The 15,581-nt window shown below is 67.7% G+C and carries 16 protein-coding genes; 2 read left to right on the top strand and 14 right to left on the bottom strand.

What is annotated here, in order from left to right; genetic code table 11:
* Positions 1–98 precede the first annotated feature (98 nt).
* The 14 genes from O0K41_RS03875 to O0K41_RS03810 form a co-directional block, all read right to left on the bottom strand.
* Positions 99–1,274, bottom strand: coding sequence for a substrate-binding domain-containing protein (locus O0K41_RS03875; protein WP_049451124.1), 1,176 nt, complete (start codon positions 1,272–1,274; stop codon positions 99–101).
* Positions 1,275–1,767: 493 nt separating this feature from the next.
* Positions 1,768–2,967, bottom strand: coding sequence for a type II secretion system inner membrane protein GspF (gene gspF, locus O0K41_RS03870; RefSeq protein WP_049451123.1), 1,200 nt, complete (start codon positions 2,965–2,967; stop codon positions 1,768–1,770).
* Positions 2,968–2,974: 7 nt separating this feature from the next.
* A complete protein-coding gene (gspE, locus tag O0K41_RS03865) occupies positions 2,975–4,408 on the bottom strand; it encodes a type II secretion system ATPase GspE (RefSeq protein ID WP_080353128.1) in 1,434 nt (477 codons plus the stop codon).
* The gene (gene gspD, locus O0K41_RS03860; protein WP_149501149.1) at positions 4,405–6,786 is read right to left on the bottom strand and encodes a type II secretion system secretin GspD; all 2,382 of its coding nucleotides are present in this window, start codon (positions 6,784–6,786) and stop codon (positions 4,405–4,407) included. The genes gspE and gspD overlap by 4 nt, the downstream gene beginning before the upstream one ends.
* Positions 6,783–7,310, bottom strand: coding sequence for a type II secretion system protein GspM (gene gspM / locus O0K41_RS03855; RefSeq protein ID WP_005409887.1), 528 nt, complete (start codon positions 7,308–7,310; stop codon positions 6,783–6,785). The genes gspD and gspM overlap by 4 nt, the downstream gene beginning before the upstream one ends.
* A complete protein-coding gene (gspL, locus tag O0K41_RS03850) occupies positions 7,307–8,470 on the bottom strand; it encodes a type II secretion system protein GspL (protein WP_149501150.1) in 1,164 nt (387 codons plus the stop codon). Before gspL ends, gspM begins: the two co-directional genes overlap by 4 nt.
* Entirely contained in the window at positions 8,467–9,372 is a 906-nt protein-coding gene (gene gspK, locus O0K41_RS03845; protein WP_032966855.1) for a type II secretion system minor pseudopilin GspK, read from the bottom strand. The genes gspL and gspK overlap by 4 nt, the downstream gene beginning before the upstream one ends.
* Before the next feature lie 9 nt (positions 9,373–9,381).
* The gene (gspG, locus tag O0K41_RS03840) at positions 9,382–9,819 is read right to left on the bottom strand and encodes a type II secretion system major pseudopilin GspG (protein ID WP_005409890.1); all 438 of its coding nucleotides are present in this window, start codon (positions 9,817–9,819) and stop codon (positions 9,382–9,384) included.
* A gap of 57 nt (positions 9,820–9,876) precedes the next feature.
* Positions 9,877–10,437 (bottom strand): hypothetical protein, encoded by a 561-nt coding sequence (locus O0K41_RS03835; protein ID WP_234411864.1) that lies wholly within the window; start codon positions 10,435–10,437, stop codon positions 9,877–9,879.
* A 144-nt stretch (positions 10,438–10,581) separates the two neighbouring features.
* Positions 10,582–11,133: a hypothetical protein gene (locus O0K41_RS03830; RefSeq protein ID WP_149501151.1), complete on the bottom strand. Its 552-nt coding sequence runs from the start codon at positions 11,131–11,133 to the stop codon at positions 10,582–10,584.
* A 58-nt stretch (positions 11,134–11,191) separates the two neighbouring features.
* Positions 11,192–12,172 (bottom strand): DUF4880 domain-containing protein, encoded by a 981-nt coding sequence (locus tag O0K41_RS03825; protein WP_164221974.1) that lies wholly within the window; start codon positions 12,170–12,172, stop codon positions 11,192–11,194.
* A 69-nt stretch (positions 12,173–12,241) separates the two neighbouring features.
* Positions 12,242–12,772 (bottom strand): sigma-70 family RNA polymerase sigma factor, encoded by a 531-nt coding sequence (locus O0K41_RS03820; protein WP_164221976.1) that lies wholly within the window; start codon positions 12,770–12,772, stop codon positions 12,242–12,244.
* A 16-nt stretch (positions 12,773–12,788) separates the two neighbouring features.
* The gene (locus O0K41_RS03815) at positions 12,789–13,469 is read right to left on the bottom strand and encodes an STN domain-containing protein (protein ID WP_164221978.1); all 681 of its coding nucleotides are present in this window, start codon (positions 13,467–13,469) and stop codon (positions 12,789–12,791) included.
* Positions 13,470–13,920: 451 nt separating this feature from the next.
* Positions 13,921–14,385, bottom strand: a complete 465-nt coding sequence (locus O0K41_RS03810) for an Lrp/AsnC family transcriptional regulator (protein WP_049451531.1) — start codon at positions 14,383–14,385, stop codon at positions 13,921–13,923.
* Positions 14,386–14,512: 127 nt separating this feature from the next.
* Between O0K41_RS03810 and O0K41_RS03805 the strand changes: the two genes are divergently transcribed.
* On the top strand, positions 14,513–15,244 hold the full coding sequence (locus O0K41_RS03805; protein ID WP_108269769.1) for an AzlC family ABC transporter permease: 732 nt from the start codon (positions 14,513–14,515) through the stop codon (positions 15,242–15,244).
* The gene (locus O0K41_RS03800; RefSeq protein ID WP_005409898.1) at positions 15,241–15,555 is read left to right on the top strand and encodes an AzlD family protein; all 315 of its coding nucleotides are present in this window, start codon (positions 15,241–15,243) and stop codon (positions 15,553–15,555) included. The genes O0K41_RS03805 and O0K41_RS03800 overlap by 4 nt, the downstream gene beginning before the upstream one ends.
* Positions 15,556–15,581: the final 26 nt, after the last annotated feature.

Genomic DNA, 15,581 nt, shown 5'->3' with positions numbered 1-15,581 from the left:
CGACAGCGAAACGCTGCGGCGGCGGCACCGTCGCGGAAATGGCGACGCCGGCCCAGGGGCCGGCGTCGGGTCAAGCAGGATTCAATCAGTGCTGCGGATTACAGCGGACGACCGATGCCGGCGCAGGTGCTGGGATTGTTCAGGCCGGCAGTGCTGCTGGCCAGCACGAAACGGTTGCGGATCGCATCGCGCCAGGCCTTGGTCAGCGGGATGAAGCCGTGGTCGGTGATCGACTTCTCATACGCGACGGTGTAGGTCGCCGGATAGTGGCGGGCCAGGAAGCCGCGCAGGCTGGTGGCGACGCTCGAATCCTTGTAGCACTGGCCGATCACCAGGTTGGTGTAGCCGGCGATCGGATAGCCGGCCGACGGGTTGCCGAACACCGGCACCCAGTTGGCGGGGTCCTCGGCAGCGGTGCCGGTCGGCGGAGCGACGGTGTCCAGGGTGGCCTGCACACTCACCTGATCCGGCGAGAAGCCCTTGACCTTGGCGACCTTGGTCGCATCGGTCACGCTCGGGATCACGTCCGGGCCAACGTAACCGATACGGCCTTCAGCAGCGTAGACAGCGTTGTACAGCGAGGTGCCACCGGTGGCCGGCGCGGCCACCAGGAACGCCGGCAGGTTGCCGTTGGCATCGCGCTTGTACAGGTCGGCGAAGGTCGACTTGATGGCGAACTTGCCACCCACCAGGTTCGAGGTGCCAGCGTTCTCAGCCGCACAGGCCGCAGTCAGGAAGCGGCTGAACATTTCGCTGGTGCCGCTGCTTTCCGGGCGGTACACCACCTGGATCGGGCCGCTGCGGTTGGCATCGATGGTCGACCAGTCGCTGATCGCACCCGAGAACACGCCGCAGATCTGCGCCACGCTCAGGTCCACCGCCGAACCGGCCTTGTTGAACGGAATGGTGACGGACGTGGCCACCGACGGCACCTGGATCAGCGCGCCGTAGCGGTTGGCGTTGGTCGGCTGGTTGAAGTTGGTGGTGTAGGTGCTCAGCTCGGTGCTGCTCAGCACCGAATCGCTGCCGGCGAAGTGCACGGTGCCGGTGGTCGAGAACAGCAGCGAGTTGTTTTCCAGGAAGGCCTTCTTGCCGGTGCCCGAACCGGTCACGGCGTAGGTGAAGTTCGCTGGCAGGATGCTGTCGGACGAACCCTTGTAGAGGTCGGCCGGCAGCGAAGCACCGCCGCCGGTAACGGTCTGCGCCGAGGCGGCGCCAACGGTAGCGAGCAGCGCGGTGGCAACCAGCGCGGCCAGGGTCTTGTACTTGTTCATGATCTTCTCCTGAAGGGTTTACTGCGAAGGGAAACGCCAAGGGAGGAACGGTCACTACACGCCTGCTGCCGCCGAGGGCCTCCCAGCCCACTCTGCGGCGACGTGTCCATGCTGGTCCGCGCCGATGACAGGCCGCTTAAGAAACCTGTGGAAGACCGAAAAAAGGTGTGGAGGATTGTGTGGAGAATCGGCCCATGCCACATTCCAGCGACGCCGCCCGATCAACTGAATTGAATCGACTGAATTGAATCGACTGAATTGAATCGACCTGATTGAATCGACCTGATTGGATCGACCTGATTGGATCGACCTGATTGGATCGACCCGATGGGATCGACCCGATGGGATCGACCCGATGGGATCGACCCGATGGGATCGACTGGGTAGAGTCGACTGTTAGTCGACTGCTTTCGCACGCGGAAACGATCTGAATGCACTCGATCTCCGCGCTGGTCGACTAACAGTCGACTCTACCCGTGATGCGCGTTGCGCATCACTGCACCAACTGGTTCATTTCCATGATCGGCATCAGCACCGCCAACACGATCGTCAGCACCACGCCGCCCATCACCAGGATCATGGTCGGCTCCAGCAAGGCAGTCAGTGCCATCGCGCGACGCTCGATCTCGCGCGAGATGGTCTGCGCGGCGCGATCCAGCAGCGGCGCCAGCGAACCGGTCTTCTCGCCACTTGCCACCAGATGCACCAGGATCGGCGGATACACCTTCTGTACCTTCAACGCAGCACCCAGCGCAGCACCTTCGCGCACGCGCGCGGACACATCGTCGGCACAGCGCGCCAGCAGCGCATTGCCCAGGGTCTGCCGCGCCGCCTCCAGTGCACGCAGCAGCGGCACGCCGGCATCCAGCAGGATCGCCAGTGTCGAGGCGAAGCGCGCACTGTTCACACCCAGCACGAATCGCCCGACCATCGGCACCCGCATGAGCATCGCGTCCCAGCGCAGGCGCAGCTCGGGCCTGCGCAGGGCCAACCGCCAGGCCACCACCAGCGCAGCGATGCCGAGCCCTGCCCACACGCCCCAGCTGCGCACAAACGCGCTGGCCGCCAGCATCACCTGGGTCAGCATCGGTAGTGTCTGCCGCGCCTGCACGAACGCGGTCACCACCTGCGGCACCACGTAGCTGAGCAGGAAGATCACGATCGCCACCGATACCAGGCTGATCGCCGCTGGGTAGATGAAGGCGGTCAGTACCTTGGCCTGCAGCGCATTGCGTTCTTCGATGTAGTCGGCCAAGCGCTCCATCACCCGTGCCAGATCACCGGAGTCTTCACCTGCACCCACCAGTGCCCGATAGATCGGTGGGAAATCGCGCGGCCGCGCGGCGAGTGCGACGGTCAGGCGCTGGCCAGCACGTACATCCGCACGCACGGCAGTGAGTGCCTGCGCAACATGCGGGCGCTCGGCCTGCTCGATCACCGCACTCAAAGCACCTTCCAACGGCAGGCTGGCCGCCAACAGGCTGGCCAGCTGGCGCGTAGCCCAGGCCAACTCGCTGGCGGACAACCGGCGAGCGCCCCAGCCACTGCCGGCACTGCGCGCCGCACTCACCTGCACAGGGGTCAGCCCGCGCCCGCGCAGCAGTTGGCGAGCACCGCGCGGGCTGTCGGCATCCAACTGGCCCTTTTCGATGCGGCCCTGCGCGTTGGCAGCCTGGTAGTCGAACAGTGCCATGCAGGCCTCAATCGTCGCCGGTGACGCGCAGGATCTCTTCCAGCGTGGTTACCCCGCTGTCGACCCAGCGCTGGCCGTCCTGCCGCAGGGTCCGCATGCCGGCCCGCCGGGCCGCCTCGCGTAGCGCAGGCTCGCCCTGCCCTTCATGGATCAGTGCGCGCACGCGGTCGTCGACCACAAACAGTTCATGGATGCCGGTTCGTCCCCGATAGCCGCTGTTGGCGCAGGCTGCGCAGCCCACCGCACGCCATACGGCACGGCCCTCGCCGTCCACCTCGGCACGTCGGCACTGCGTGCACAGCCGCCGCACCAGCCGCTGCGCCAGCACGCCACGCAGCGACGAGGCCAGCAGGAAGGGCTCCACACCCATGTCGGCCAGGCGGGTCACCGCCGAGATCGCATCGTTGGTGTGCAGCGAGGCCAGCACCCCATGCCCGGTCAGTGACGACTGCACAGCGATCTGCGCGGTCTCCAGGTCGCGGATTTCACCGATCATGATGGTGTCCGGGTCCTGGCGCAGGATCGCACGCAGCGCGGTGCCAAAGCTCATGCCGATGCGCACGTTGACCTGGATCTGGCCGATGCCGGCGAAGTCGTACTCCACCGGGTCTTCCACGGTGAGGATGTTGCTGGTGCTGCTGTCGAGCTGGCCCAGTGCGGCGTACAGCGACGTGGTCTTGCCGCTGCCGGTCGGCCCGGTGACCAGCACGATGCCGTGCGGCTGACGGATCAACCCGGTGAACGTGGCCAGCGTGTCATCGGCCATGCCGAGGCGCTGCAGCTGCAGGCGACCGGCATCCTTTTCCAGCAGGCGCAGCACAGCACGCTCGCCATGACCGGTCGGCACCGTGGAGACACGGATATCCAGCGGCCGCCCGCCCACGCGGATGGCGATGCGCCCGTCCTGCGGCAGGCGCTTCTCGGCAATGTCCAGGTGCGCCATGATCTTGATGCGTGATACCAGCGCCGCATGCAGTGCGCGCCGTGGCTGCACCATGTCGCGCAGGGTGCCGTCCACGCGGTAGCGCACCACCGAATGGGTCTCGAACGGTTCGATATGCAGATCGCTGGCGCCATCGCGTGCGGCCTGTGCCAGCAGCGCGTTGATCATGCGGATCACCGGCGCATCGTCCTGAGCATCCAGCAGATCGGTGACCTCCGGCATGTCCTGCATCAGCCGGTCCAGATCGACTTCGCTTTCGGCGGCACCCACCACGGCAGCGGCATCGCCGCCGTCACGGTACTGCTCACCCAACCGCTGTTGCCACGTCGCAGCATCCAGCGCCTGGAACGGCAGCGGGCCATGCCGGCGCCGCAGCTCGGCCACGGCCCACGCTGCGGTGTCGGCGGTGCCCAGCAACACGGGCTCGCCGCCAACTTCGGACAGCATCACGCCATGGCTGCGCACCCAGGCGTACGGCAGCGGCGCGGAAGCGCTCACGGCCCGATCACCAGTTCCGGCGTGTAGCCCAGCCCGCGCAGCTGCTGCAGCGCAGGGTCCAGCGTCGCCGGATCGCGCGGCAATCGCACGCGCAGGCGTTGCCCGCTCTCGCCGGGCGTCGCTTCGGCATAGGCCTGCAGGCCCAGTGCACGCACCTGCGCCACGCCCTGGCCGGCACGCGCCGGGTCCAGCCCCTGCGCGAACTGCACCAGCTGCGCATCGCCGTCACCGGACGGGTACAGCGCCGCCAGGCTGCTGTTCTGCAGCGGCTGGCCCTGGTCATCGCGTGCATTGCCCTGGCCGAGTACAGACAGGTCCTGTGGTGGCAGCTGCGGTGCCGACAGCGCCGGCAAGGCCCAGCTCTGTACCGGCTGCGCGCCGGCCTGCGCGTTGCGCATGTAGTCGTAGCGGTCGCGGGTCAGGCGCTGGCCGGCGGCCGGGTCACGCACCACGTGCGGGCGCAGGAACACCATCAGGTTGGTCTTGGCGCGCTTGCGCGTGTCGCTGCGGAACAAGGCGCCCAGGACCGGGATCTTTCCCAACCCCGGCACCGCATCACGGCCATGGCTGACGCTGTCTTCCAGCAGGCCACCCAGCACCATGATCTGGCCATCGTCCAGCAGCACGCTGGTATCCAGGGCGCGCTTGTTGGTGATGATGCCGGCCGTGCTGTTCGCGCTCTGCGCGTCGATGCTGCTGACTTCCTGGTAGATGTCCAGCTTCACCGTGCCGCCCTCGGAGATCTGCGGGCGCACCCGCAGCTTCAGGCCGACGTCCTCGCGCACGATGGTCTGGAACGGGTTGTTGCTGCCGCCGCCGCCGTCGGTCACGTAGCGGCCACTGACGAACGGCACGGTCTGGCCGACCATGATGCTGGCCGCTTCGTTGTCCAGCGTCATCAGGTTCGGCGTGGACAGAATGTTGGCACCGCCCTTGCTCTGCAGCGCGTTGGCCAACGCCTTCATGTTGAGGATCTGGCCGACGCCGGGCAGGTTGATGGTGCCGTCGATCACACCGATCTTCAGGCCATCCTTGGGCAGCACGTCCAGGGTGGTGCGTGCGGTGGTGTTCAACCCGCTGCCACCGGTGGTGCCGCCGAAGTGGGTTCCGCCGAAGGTGCGGCCATTGCCCAGCATCCACTGCACGCCCAGTTCGGCCGCGTCGGTCTGGTTGACCTCCACGATCAGGCTTTCCACCAGCACCTGTGCACGGCGCTGGTCGAGCTGGTCGATCACCCGGCGCAGGTTGCGGTACACCGGCTCGGGGGCGGAGATCAGCAGCGTGTTGGTGGCCACGTCCGCCTGTACCGAGATGCCGTTCTGGCTGAAGCCGGTGCTTCCTGCATCGAACGGGTCACGGCGACTCGGATCCAGGCGCTGCGATTCCAGCGCATTGCCTCCGGGCTTGGCCTGCTGCGGCTGCGACGGCTGCGCGGGGGTGGAGCGGCTGGCGTCGCCGGGCAGTGGTGTGATGCCTTCGTTGCTGCCCATGGCCGGTGCATCGCTCTGCCCGGCCACCACGCCACGCAGCACACCCGCGAGCTGGTTGGCCTGGGCATTGCGCAGGTAGACCACATGCAGGTTGCCGGATTCATCCTGGGCACGGTCCAGCTTCTCCACCAGCTGCCTAGCCAGGCGGGTGCGCCCGGGACTGCTCGACCGCAGCAGCACGCTGTTGCTGCGCGGGTCGGCCATCACCACCACCTTCTGGGTGGGCTCGGCGCCCTGCGCATCCAGCAGCGGCGCGACCATCGCCGCGACGTCAACGGCAATGCCCTGCTGCAGCTTCACCACATCGGTGTCCATGCCGGCCGGTGTATCCACGCTGGCGATCACCCGCGCGATGCGCTCCAGGTTATCGGCATAGTCGGTGATCACCAGCGTGTTGTTGCCCGGATTGGCAGTGATCGGATTGTCCGGGCTGATCATCGGCCGCAGCACCGCCACCAGCGCGGCCGCGTTCTCGTAGCGCAGCGCGAAGGTGCGCGTGGCAACCTCGCCCCCCGCACCGCCGCTGCCAACGCGGCCACCGAGCAGCTTGGCATCGGCCTGCGGCACCACCCGGCTGACGCCGCCGTTCTCGACCACGGCGAAGCCGCGCATGCGCAGTGCGCCCAGCAGCAACTGGTAGGCCTGGGTACGGCTGACCGGGCCATCGGAAACCACTGTCATCTTGCCGGTCACCCGTGGATCGACCAGGAACTGGCGCCCGGTGAAGCGCGCTGCCATGCGCAGTACGCCACCGATATCGGTGTCGACCAGGTTCAACTGCACCGGCTCATCACGGGCGTCCTGCGCCAGTACCAGCGCCGGTGCGTGGGCCATGCACACGATCAGGGCCAGTGCGGTACTGCAGGCAAAGCTACGCATCGCCCTCATGGATGGGCACCCGCGGTGGCCACCATCACGATGTTTCCGGAAATCCGTGCCGCCGGCATGTTCGCATCCCCTGTGCGTGTCAGTTGCAGCTGCTGCAGTTCGATGGCCGGATCGGCCAGCACGGGCAGCAGCCAGTTCCACAGCGCGTCGGCGGGCACTGCCTGCACCTGCAGGTGCCAACGCCCGTCGCGCGCTTCGATATGCAGGCCGGCGGCAAGGCCGGCGGTCTTGATGCCATCGCGCAGCCCGGCCAGTGTCGGGTGCTGGCTCTGCGCCAGCTGCTGGCGCTCACGGGCGCGCAGCAGCGGTGCCAGTGCGCGGGACTGCGCCTGCAGCCGCGGCAGCTCGGCCTGCCAATACGTGCGCTGCTTCAGCAGTGGCTCCAGCCACAACGACCACAGGCCCGCCACCAGCAGCGCCACCACCATCACCCACAGCATCAGCCGGTCGCGCGGTGGCAGGCGTTGCCAGCGGTGCTGCAGGCCCACCAGCCCCTCGCCCAGCCATAGGGTGCGGGTCGTCACTGCCCAGCTCCGCTCACTCGCAGGTGTCCACCGGCTTGGCGCGCCAGCTGCAGGCCCTGTGCCTGAACTGCTTGCTGCCAGTGCTCAAGCCGCTGCGGATCGTCGGCCAATGCCTGGGCATCGGCATCCAGCTCCATGTCCAGCTGCCCGGGTTGGTAATGCAGGCTGCGCACTTGCCCGGCCAGCTCCGGAACAGCCTGCAGCGTGCTGGCAACCTGACGCTGCAGCGCCGGCAACGGCGGCGCCGGCAGCGGCACGGCAAGTGCTCGCCTTGCCTGCAACACCGGGTCCACCACATCGGTGATCTCCGGGAAGCGCGCGCTGAACTGGCGCGCCATGTCCTGTTGCAGGGCCTCGCCCTCGATCCGCCAACGCGAGACCTGCAGCTGCAGGCCGAGTGCAGCCAGCAGCACTGCTGCCAGTGCCAGGCCGATCGCCAGTCGCGGTGCTTGCCGGCCTGCGCCGGGCAGCGGCAATGACCAGCCTGGCAAGGGGCCAGAGGTCTGCCGTTCATGCGTGACGGCGGTGGCCGGCAGGCTGTCCGGCCACATCGGCGGCACACTATCGATCCACTGCACGGCCTGCACGCCGGCCTGTTGCAGGCGCACGGCCAGCGCCTGCATCACCGCACAGGCATCACGTCCGCCATACCATTGAACGAAACCCCGATCGCGCCCGCTGCGTACCAGCAGATGCTCGCCGCTGACCTGCAGCGTGGCCTGGCCGTCCTGCCAGGGCAGCAGCAGTGGCGTCGGATACAGCGCCTGCAGCTGCAGCGCACACGAGGCCAGCATCTGCTGCACCTGCGCGATGGCCTGCTGGCCAAGCCAGGCCACCGGAACCGTGCCGTCTGCCGCCTGCGCGCCGTGGGCCAGCGCCACCTCCTGCAGGTCATCCAGCAGCATCGCCTCCACCTCACCCTGCAGCGCCGACTGCAGGCGGCGCCCGGACAACGGCGGCAGCTGCAGTTCCAGCAGGATCAGGTCGTTCGGATCGAGGCAGGCACGCACCGCAGCCTGCGGATGCCGCAGGCCCAGCGCCGTCAGTGTGTCGCGGCCATGCGCCAGCACCTCGCCCTTGTGCAGCTGCGCCCAGTCCACCGCGCTGTCGGCGCGCAGGTGCTCCAGCGCCGGCAGGCGCATGCGAAGCTGCACATTCATGCGCCGATCCTCGTCCACACCCGTTGCACACGCACCCCATCGTCGCGGTATTCGCGCCACAACAGCGCGCGAAAATCGACCGCACTGCCGTCAGCCTGCACCTGGCCGACGGCCAGGAACCATTCGCTATGGATACCCAGGGGAAGCACGGCCATCTGTTCGTTGCTCAGTTGGAGTCGGTTGGCGATGTCGCCGCGATTGAGCAGCCAATGGCCAGCATCGCGCTCACCGAGCAGCGCCTGCAGCCGTGCCGGCTCGACCACGGGCGTCACCGCCTGCAGAACGCGCAGGTCGCTGGTGTTGGCGTTGACCAGGGTCTGCGCCGGCAACACCACGGTGCGCCGCGCCAGCGCCTGCAACGCCACCGGATCGGCGCCAGGCAACGCCTGTTCGATCAGTGATTCGCGCGGCAGCGGCGCCTGCGCCTGCATGTCGCCATCGCGCAGGCGCGCCTGGATGTGGTCGGCGGCGGATGCGCAGGCGCCCTGGCCCAGCCCCTGCCCGGCACACAACGCGATGAACGCGCGCCGCGCCTCGGGGTCCGGCCTGCCATGCGCAAGAAGGTTGCGCAGGTTGAACATCGACTGCGCATCGACCAGCTGCAGCTGCACCGGCAACGGCGCCTGCAGCTCCAATGGGCGCGCCCAGCGCCCGCTGCGCACCGTGGTCAGCTGTTCCTTTACATCCTCACGCAGCTGTTGCGCCGCACGCTCCAGCGTTGCGTCCACCGCCATGCGTACCTGTGCGCGCAGCTGATCGCCACGCAGCGCACGCAGCTGGGCCGACTGCCGGGTCAGCAGTGCCGTGGCAATCACCGCCACCAGCGCCACCACCAGCAGGGCGACGATCACCGCCATGCCACGTTGGCGGACACTCGAAACAGAACGCATCCGGGCTGACATCGGCCTGCCTCACAGCTGCCAGGAGCCGATGTCCGCATTCCCGGCGTCGCCACCGGGCTTGCTGTCCGCGCCCAGCGAGAACACATCGATGTCGCCATGGGTTCCGGGAATCTGGTACTGGTACGGATGGCCCCATGGGTCATTGGGCAGGCGATCCAGATAGGGCGTGACCGGCATCGCGCCACCGCCCTGCGGTGGCTTCACCAGCGCCTGCAGCCCCTGCTCGGCACTGGGATAGCGCCCGTTGTCCAGCTTGAACAGTTTCAATGCCTGCATCAATGCAGCGATGTCCTGGCGCGCCGCCACTACGCGCGCCTGGTCGGGGCGATCCATCAACCGCGGCACGATCAATGCGGCGAGGATGCCGATGATCACCACCACCACCATGATCTCGATCAGGCTGAAACCCTGCTGCCGAGCCCTGCGACCACGAACCTGCCTTGCCATTGTTCCGCCCTCGTCATCCTGGAAGAGACCGCTGCGCCATGGTCAGCGGTGCATGTGTCAGTACGATAAACATCCGCTGGAAATCCGCTGCGCGTGTCCCTGTGCAGGCGCAATACGTGCAGCCGGGGCACATGCAGACTCGAACAGGTGCTGCGGCACGCTGGCCAGCGCATCGTCGATGCAGCTGCGCAGCAACGGGTGCGCGCAGGCCAGCAGCAGGCGCACGCACTGCATCGGCGACCATGCCGTTCCATGATCGAGGCCGATGAACATCCGATAGGCCTGGTGATAGCGCAGGTCGTCGTACACGCGCTGGGCACTGTTCAGATCGCGCACGACCACCAGCAGAGCCGCGCGCTGCAGCAGCCGCGCATCGCCTGCATCAAGCGGTAGCGGGCTCATCGCCGCCTCGGGCCAGGGCCGCAGCTGCAGGTCGAGGGCTTTTCGCAGCGCCGCCAGTGGGTGCGCACTACCATCCAGCGCCGCCCAGCGCGCCGCATCCGCCCAGGCGTCGCTGGACAGCACCCAGACCCACGAGCGCCCATAGCGCTGCACGTTCAATGGTGCATGCCGTGCCTGCTCCAGTGACTGGCTCAGGTGACGATCCAGCTCCAGCATGCTGATCCTGCGACTGTCTGCCATCGGCGCCGCCCGTGCTCCACGACGCGTGGTGCGTCGTACTCTGGAGAAGACGTCAGCAAGGCAGGTGAAGCGACAGCGCGCATGCAGCTCTGTGCACTGCGTGGCGCTTCATCGACAACGTCATCGCAGCGTCATCTGCCTGCAGGCTTCGCGTTCCAGCTGCGGCGCTTCGCCTCCACAACGGCGTGCCAGTATCGCCACGTCGCTGCGCGCGGCGAATGTTGCCAGCGCATTGGACATGTCCACGTCATCGAACCATGACGCCATCGCAACGCGCAGCGCCGGCAGCTGCCAGCCGTCCATCACACCATGGGTGCCTGCTACGAACCAATGCCAGAGGCGATGGTGAAGCACCTGGTCGTGCAGCTGTGCGAGATTCTCAATGCGATGCACGTCCATCAACAGCAGTGCGCGTGCAACCGCCGCGGGCGGCAACGCACCAGCTTCAGGCAGCGGAAGCGACTGCTGCTGCAGGCGCAGCAGCATCGCCAGCGGGTGCGACTGCGGATCAAAGTCCAGCAGCACCGCCTGTTGCTGCCACTGCGCATCGGACACCACGCACACCCAAGGTGAGCCATAGCGATGCACCATCAATGGCCGTCGCTGCGTGGTTTCCAGCAGCGCCGACAGATTGCGACGCAGATCCAGCACACCGATGGTCTCGTTGCGCATCCTTGGCCTCTCCTCGCTTGCAACAGCCCTGCGCGGCGCGCAGGGCCAGCGTCTTCATCTATCCAAGGACGGCAATGCCACCCGGAAAGCGACGCAGATCCAGCGACATCGTCAGTCGCAGCTGCTCCAGTGCCGCGTCCGGATCATCAATACGGAAGCGACCGCTGACCGGCGCGCGCGCCAACGCCGATTCTCCCAGCAACACCTTGCCGCGGCGGTAGCGGTTGATCTCGTCCACCACCTCACGCAGCGGTGCGCGGCGGAACACCAGCATGCCCTCCGTCCAGGCACTCACTTCCGAGGCCACGGCCTCGGCCACCACGCCACTGAGGCGCTCGTCGTACTGGGTCTGCTGACCCGCCTGTAGCTGCAGCCGGCCCTGCGGATGCTCGATGCGGGCGCTGCCCTGCAGGCAGGTCACCCGTACCTGGCCGTGGGTGTTGCGCACATCCAGGCGCACCGCGCCTTCATCGGCAATCACGCAACCCGGGCCCGCGAACAGCGCCAGGCGCAGGCCAGCCCCGGTTTCGATCGCGGCCTGGCCCTGCACCAGCTCGAAGCCTTCGCCCTGCGCGTCCGAGCGGCGGCGCAGGCTGCTCTGCGTATCCAGTTCGATCTTCAGCTGCGGCAAGGGCGCGATCTGCAGCCGTTCACCGGTGCCGGTGTGGAAATCGGCCGTCATCGCCGTCACCGAGGGCCACAATCCCAGCGGCGGGCGGATCGCCGCCACCACCACCAGGCTGGCCGGGGCGGCAATCGCCGCGCCCAAGAAGGCGCGCCGGCTCCAGCGCTGGGCCGGCGTCGGCGCCACCGGTTGGCGGGCGGCGGCGGGCAGCTGCTCGCCGGCCAGCCGTACCTGCTCCCATTGCCGGCGCGCACGGCCGAACGCCTCACGATGACGCGGATCCGACTCGCACCACGCACGGAACCTGCGCCCGTCGGCGGCGGTCGCCTCGCCCGAGGTCAGCCGCACCACCCACGCGTGCGCCTGACGCTCGACGGCATCCAGCGGGCGTTGCGGGCGATCGTCAGGATCCATGGGGGCTCATGCCGGACCCGCACGCTGCGGGGTTCTGCTCGGCGTCAAAGTGTAGACGGATGCCGCCGTTCAGAACCGCATCTGGCGCCCCTGCCCGCTGCGCTCGGCCAGGTAGTCCTGGGCCGCCTTCAGCTCACGCTGCACCAGCCGCAGCGACACACCGAGGTGGTCGGCCACGTCGCGCTGCTGCAGGCCATCGACGCGGATCGCCAGCAGGATGCGGCGACGGCGCTCGGGCATGCGCTGCAGCAGGCCGACCATGTCTTCCAGCGCGAAGTCCAGTTCGGCCGCCTGCGCCGGGCCGGGTGCAGGGTCGGCCATGTCCATCAGCGTATCCACCTCCTCCAGGCTCAGCAGGCGGTGGTCAGCACGTTGGCGGTCGATCACGGTATTCATTGCCATGCGCAGCAGGTAGGCCGCGGGGTTCTGCACGGCATCCAGGCGGTCACGCCGCGCGCTCAGGCGCATCCACGTGTCCTGCAGCGCGTCGCCGGCCAGCTCCTCCGAGCCCAGCTTGCGCACCAGCCGGCGCTTCAGCTCATCGTAGGCACCCAGAAGGTGGTCCATCAGGTCAACTGCCCCAGCCGTACCGTTGCTCATGTTCGAATCCTTGAAGTCATGGAAGGGGCGCGCGCCGGCCACAGTCGTGGTCGGTGCCGGAAGGACGGATCTGCAGCGTCACCGGCTGCGGCAGTGCGGCGGCCTCCGCCGCCAGCACCAGGCCCTGCATCGCCTGCAGCAGGCGTGCATCGCGGCGTGTGCTGCCACTGCCTGACAGCAGCTCGGGCGCATGCACCTGGCCTTCGCTGTCGACATGGAAACGCAGCGTCGCGGCATAGCGGCCGGGCGCAATCTCGGGGTCGTCACAGAACGCCGCACGCAGCCGCTGCTGCAGCCCGCCGTAGCGACGCCGACGCTCGGCCTCGGGGAGTTCGGCGCCAACACCGGGTTCGGCTGCCGAGGGCGCGCCCCGGCGCAGCACCACGCGCTGCTCGCCCATCACCTCGGCCTCGATACCGGAGTCCTGCAGCAGCACCTGCAACGCAGGCAGCGGCGCCAGGCTGCCGCGCAGTGCATGGCTGCTGCGGCCGGCGGCCAGGTCACCCGGGTACATCACTGACCACCCACTGATGACGCTGAAGCGCTCGACCGCCTGTTCCAACGGCTGCGCAGGGATGTCGTAGGCACGAACAGCGTCCTGCGCGGCAGCGGCAAAGGACAGCAGCAGCCAAGCGGCGATGGCCACCTTCCAAGTTCTGACCGCATGGTGTCCATTCAGCCCCCTGACGTAGAACACATGACCCTCGGCAGCGACAGCAGCTGCAGTGGACGCGCGCCACCACCGGAACCCCGGCCCGCGCGCGACCCGCAAGCGGGCTCAAACCGTACCGGCGCCACATGTCATTGCGATGACCGCTGCCACGGCTGACGTCGAGGCAGACTCCGTGGAGCCAGTCATGCATCAGGAATAAATGAACCGAGCAGATTCATCTGCGCACGGGATCCGACCCCGACAGATCGCACGAAGCTGTCAGGTGGCGGGGCGGTATGGCCAGACAGGACCGTTGGCGCCATGGATGGCGCCATCGAGCCCCCAAGGAAGGGTTTACGGCGTGTCCTGCCTGGCCATACCGTCCCGCCGCCCCACGGAGAATCGCTGTTGCTGTTGCTGTTGCTCCTGAGGTTGCCGGCCAGCGGCCGGCACTACCCGCGGGTGCCGGGTGCAACCCGGCCGCAAACCCCATCCCTCAAAGCGGCAGCTGGGTCGTCTGCTTGATCCGCTGCATCGGAATCTCGGTCTTGGTGTTCTGCACCCCCGCAATCCGGTTCAGGTGCTGCATCTGGAACTGCCGGTAGGCATCCAGGTCGGCCACCGCCACCCGCAGCAGGAAATCGCAGTCACCGGCCATCAGATGGCATTCAAGCACTTCCGGGAAAGACTTGATGCTGTTGATGAAATGATTCGTGGTGTCCTCGTCCTGCCCGCGCAGCCACACCCGCACGAACACCGTGAAACCACGGCCCACCTTGGCCTCGTTCAACAAGGCCACATAGCGCTCGATGTAGCCCCCCTCCTCCAGCAGACGCACCCGGCGCAGGCAGGCCGACGGCGACAGCCCGACCAGGCGTGCCAGCTCCAGGTTCTGCAGGCGGCCGTCGCGCTGCAGGGCGTCGAGGATGCGCCGATCAAGGTTGTCCAGCTGGTACTGCATGGAATTTCACCCCTTCCACTTCTGGCCGCATGAAATATCAATCATCCAGAATCACGTGGTATCAACGCAACCCGATTTCGCGATTGGACCGCTAGCATGGGCCACCCCCACCTTGTTGTGCCGTTCGATGGACGCCCGTACCACCCTCCCCCTGCCTGACACCTGCGATACCGCGCCGCGTGCCGAGTTCCTGCGCGGCTTGCGCGCCGCCGTGCCGGTGATGATCGGCTTCATTCCCTTCGCCCTGGTGCTCGGCGCGCAGGCAGCCCAGAAAGGCCTGAGCGCACTGGAAGTGCCGCTGATGACCGGCCTCAACTTCGCTGGCGGCTCGGAGTTCGCCGCCGTCGAACTGTGGACCTCACCACCGCACATTGCACTGATCGTGGCCATCACCGCGCTGGTCAACAGCCGTCACCTGCTGATGGGCGCCAGCTTGGCCCCGCTGCTGCAGCACCTGCCGCGCCGCCGGGTGCTGCCGGCGCTGTTCTTCATGTGCGACGAAAGCTGGGCGATGGGCGTGGCCGATGCGCGCAGACGCGCGCTTGGCTTCAGCCTGGCCTACTACCTGGGCGTATCGGCAGGCCTGTACACGGTCTGGGTGGCCTGCACCGCGCTCGGCGCGATCGTTGGCCCGATGCTGGGCGACATCCACGCCTATGGTTTCGACATGGCCTTCCCCGCCGTGTTCCTGGTGCTGCTGCGCGGCATGTGGCAGGGCATGAAGGCCGCGCGACCGTGGCTGGTCAGCCTGGCTGTAGCCGCTGCTACCTACCTGCTGGTGCCAGGTGCGTGGTACGTGGCCAGCGGCGCACTGGCCGGCCTGGCCGCAGCCTGGCTGCTGGCGGAGGACGCAGCATGATCTTCAATGGCCTGATCCACTGGACCTCGGTACTGACCATTGTGCTGATGGCCGCCGCCACCTACCTGACCCGCATCGTCGGCTTCCTCGCGCTGCGCAACCGCACACTGAGCAAACGCGCAGTGACGGTGATGGAAGCCGCGCCGGGCTGCGTGCTGATCTCGGTGATCGCCCCGGACTTCGTCGCCGACAAGCCGGCCGACCTGGCCGCGCTGGCGATCACCCTGCTGGCCGCCACGCGGCTGTCGATGCTGCCGACCGTGCTGATCGGCGTGGTCTCGGCGGGTGTGTTGCGCTATCTGATGGGGTAGCTACCGGTCCGCCGGGCAATGCCCGG

This window comes from Stenotrophomonas sp. Sm2128 (genome assembly GCF_030985535.1).
Lineage (GTDB): Bacteria > Pseudomonadota > Gammaproteobacteria > Xanthomonadales > Xanthomonadaceae > Stenotrophomonas > Stenotrophomonas maltophilia.
Note: the sequence above shows the minus strand (reverse complement) of the source record. Positions and strands in the feature narration are given on the sequence as shown.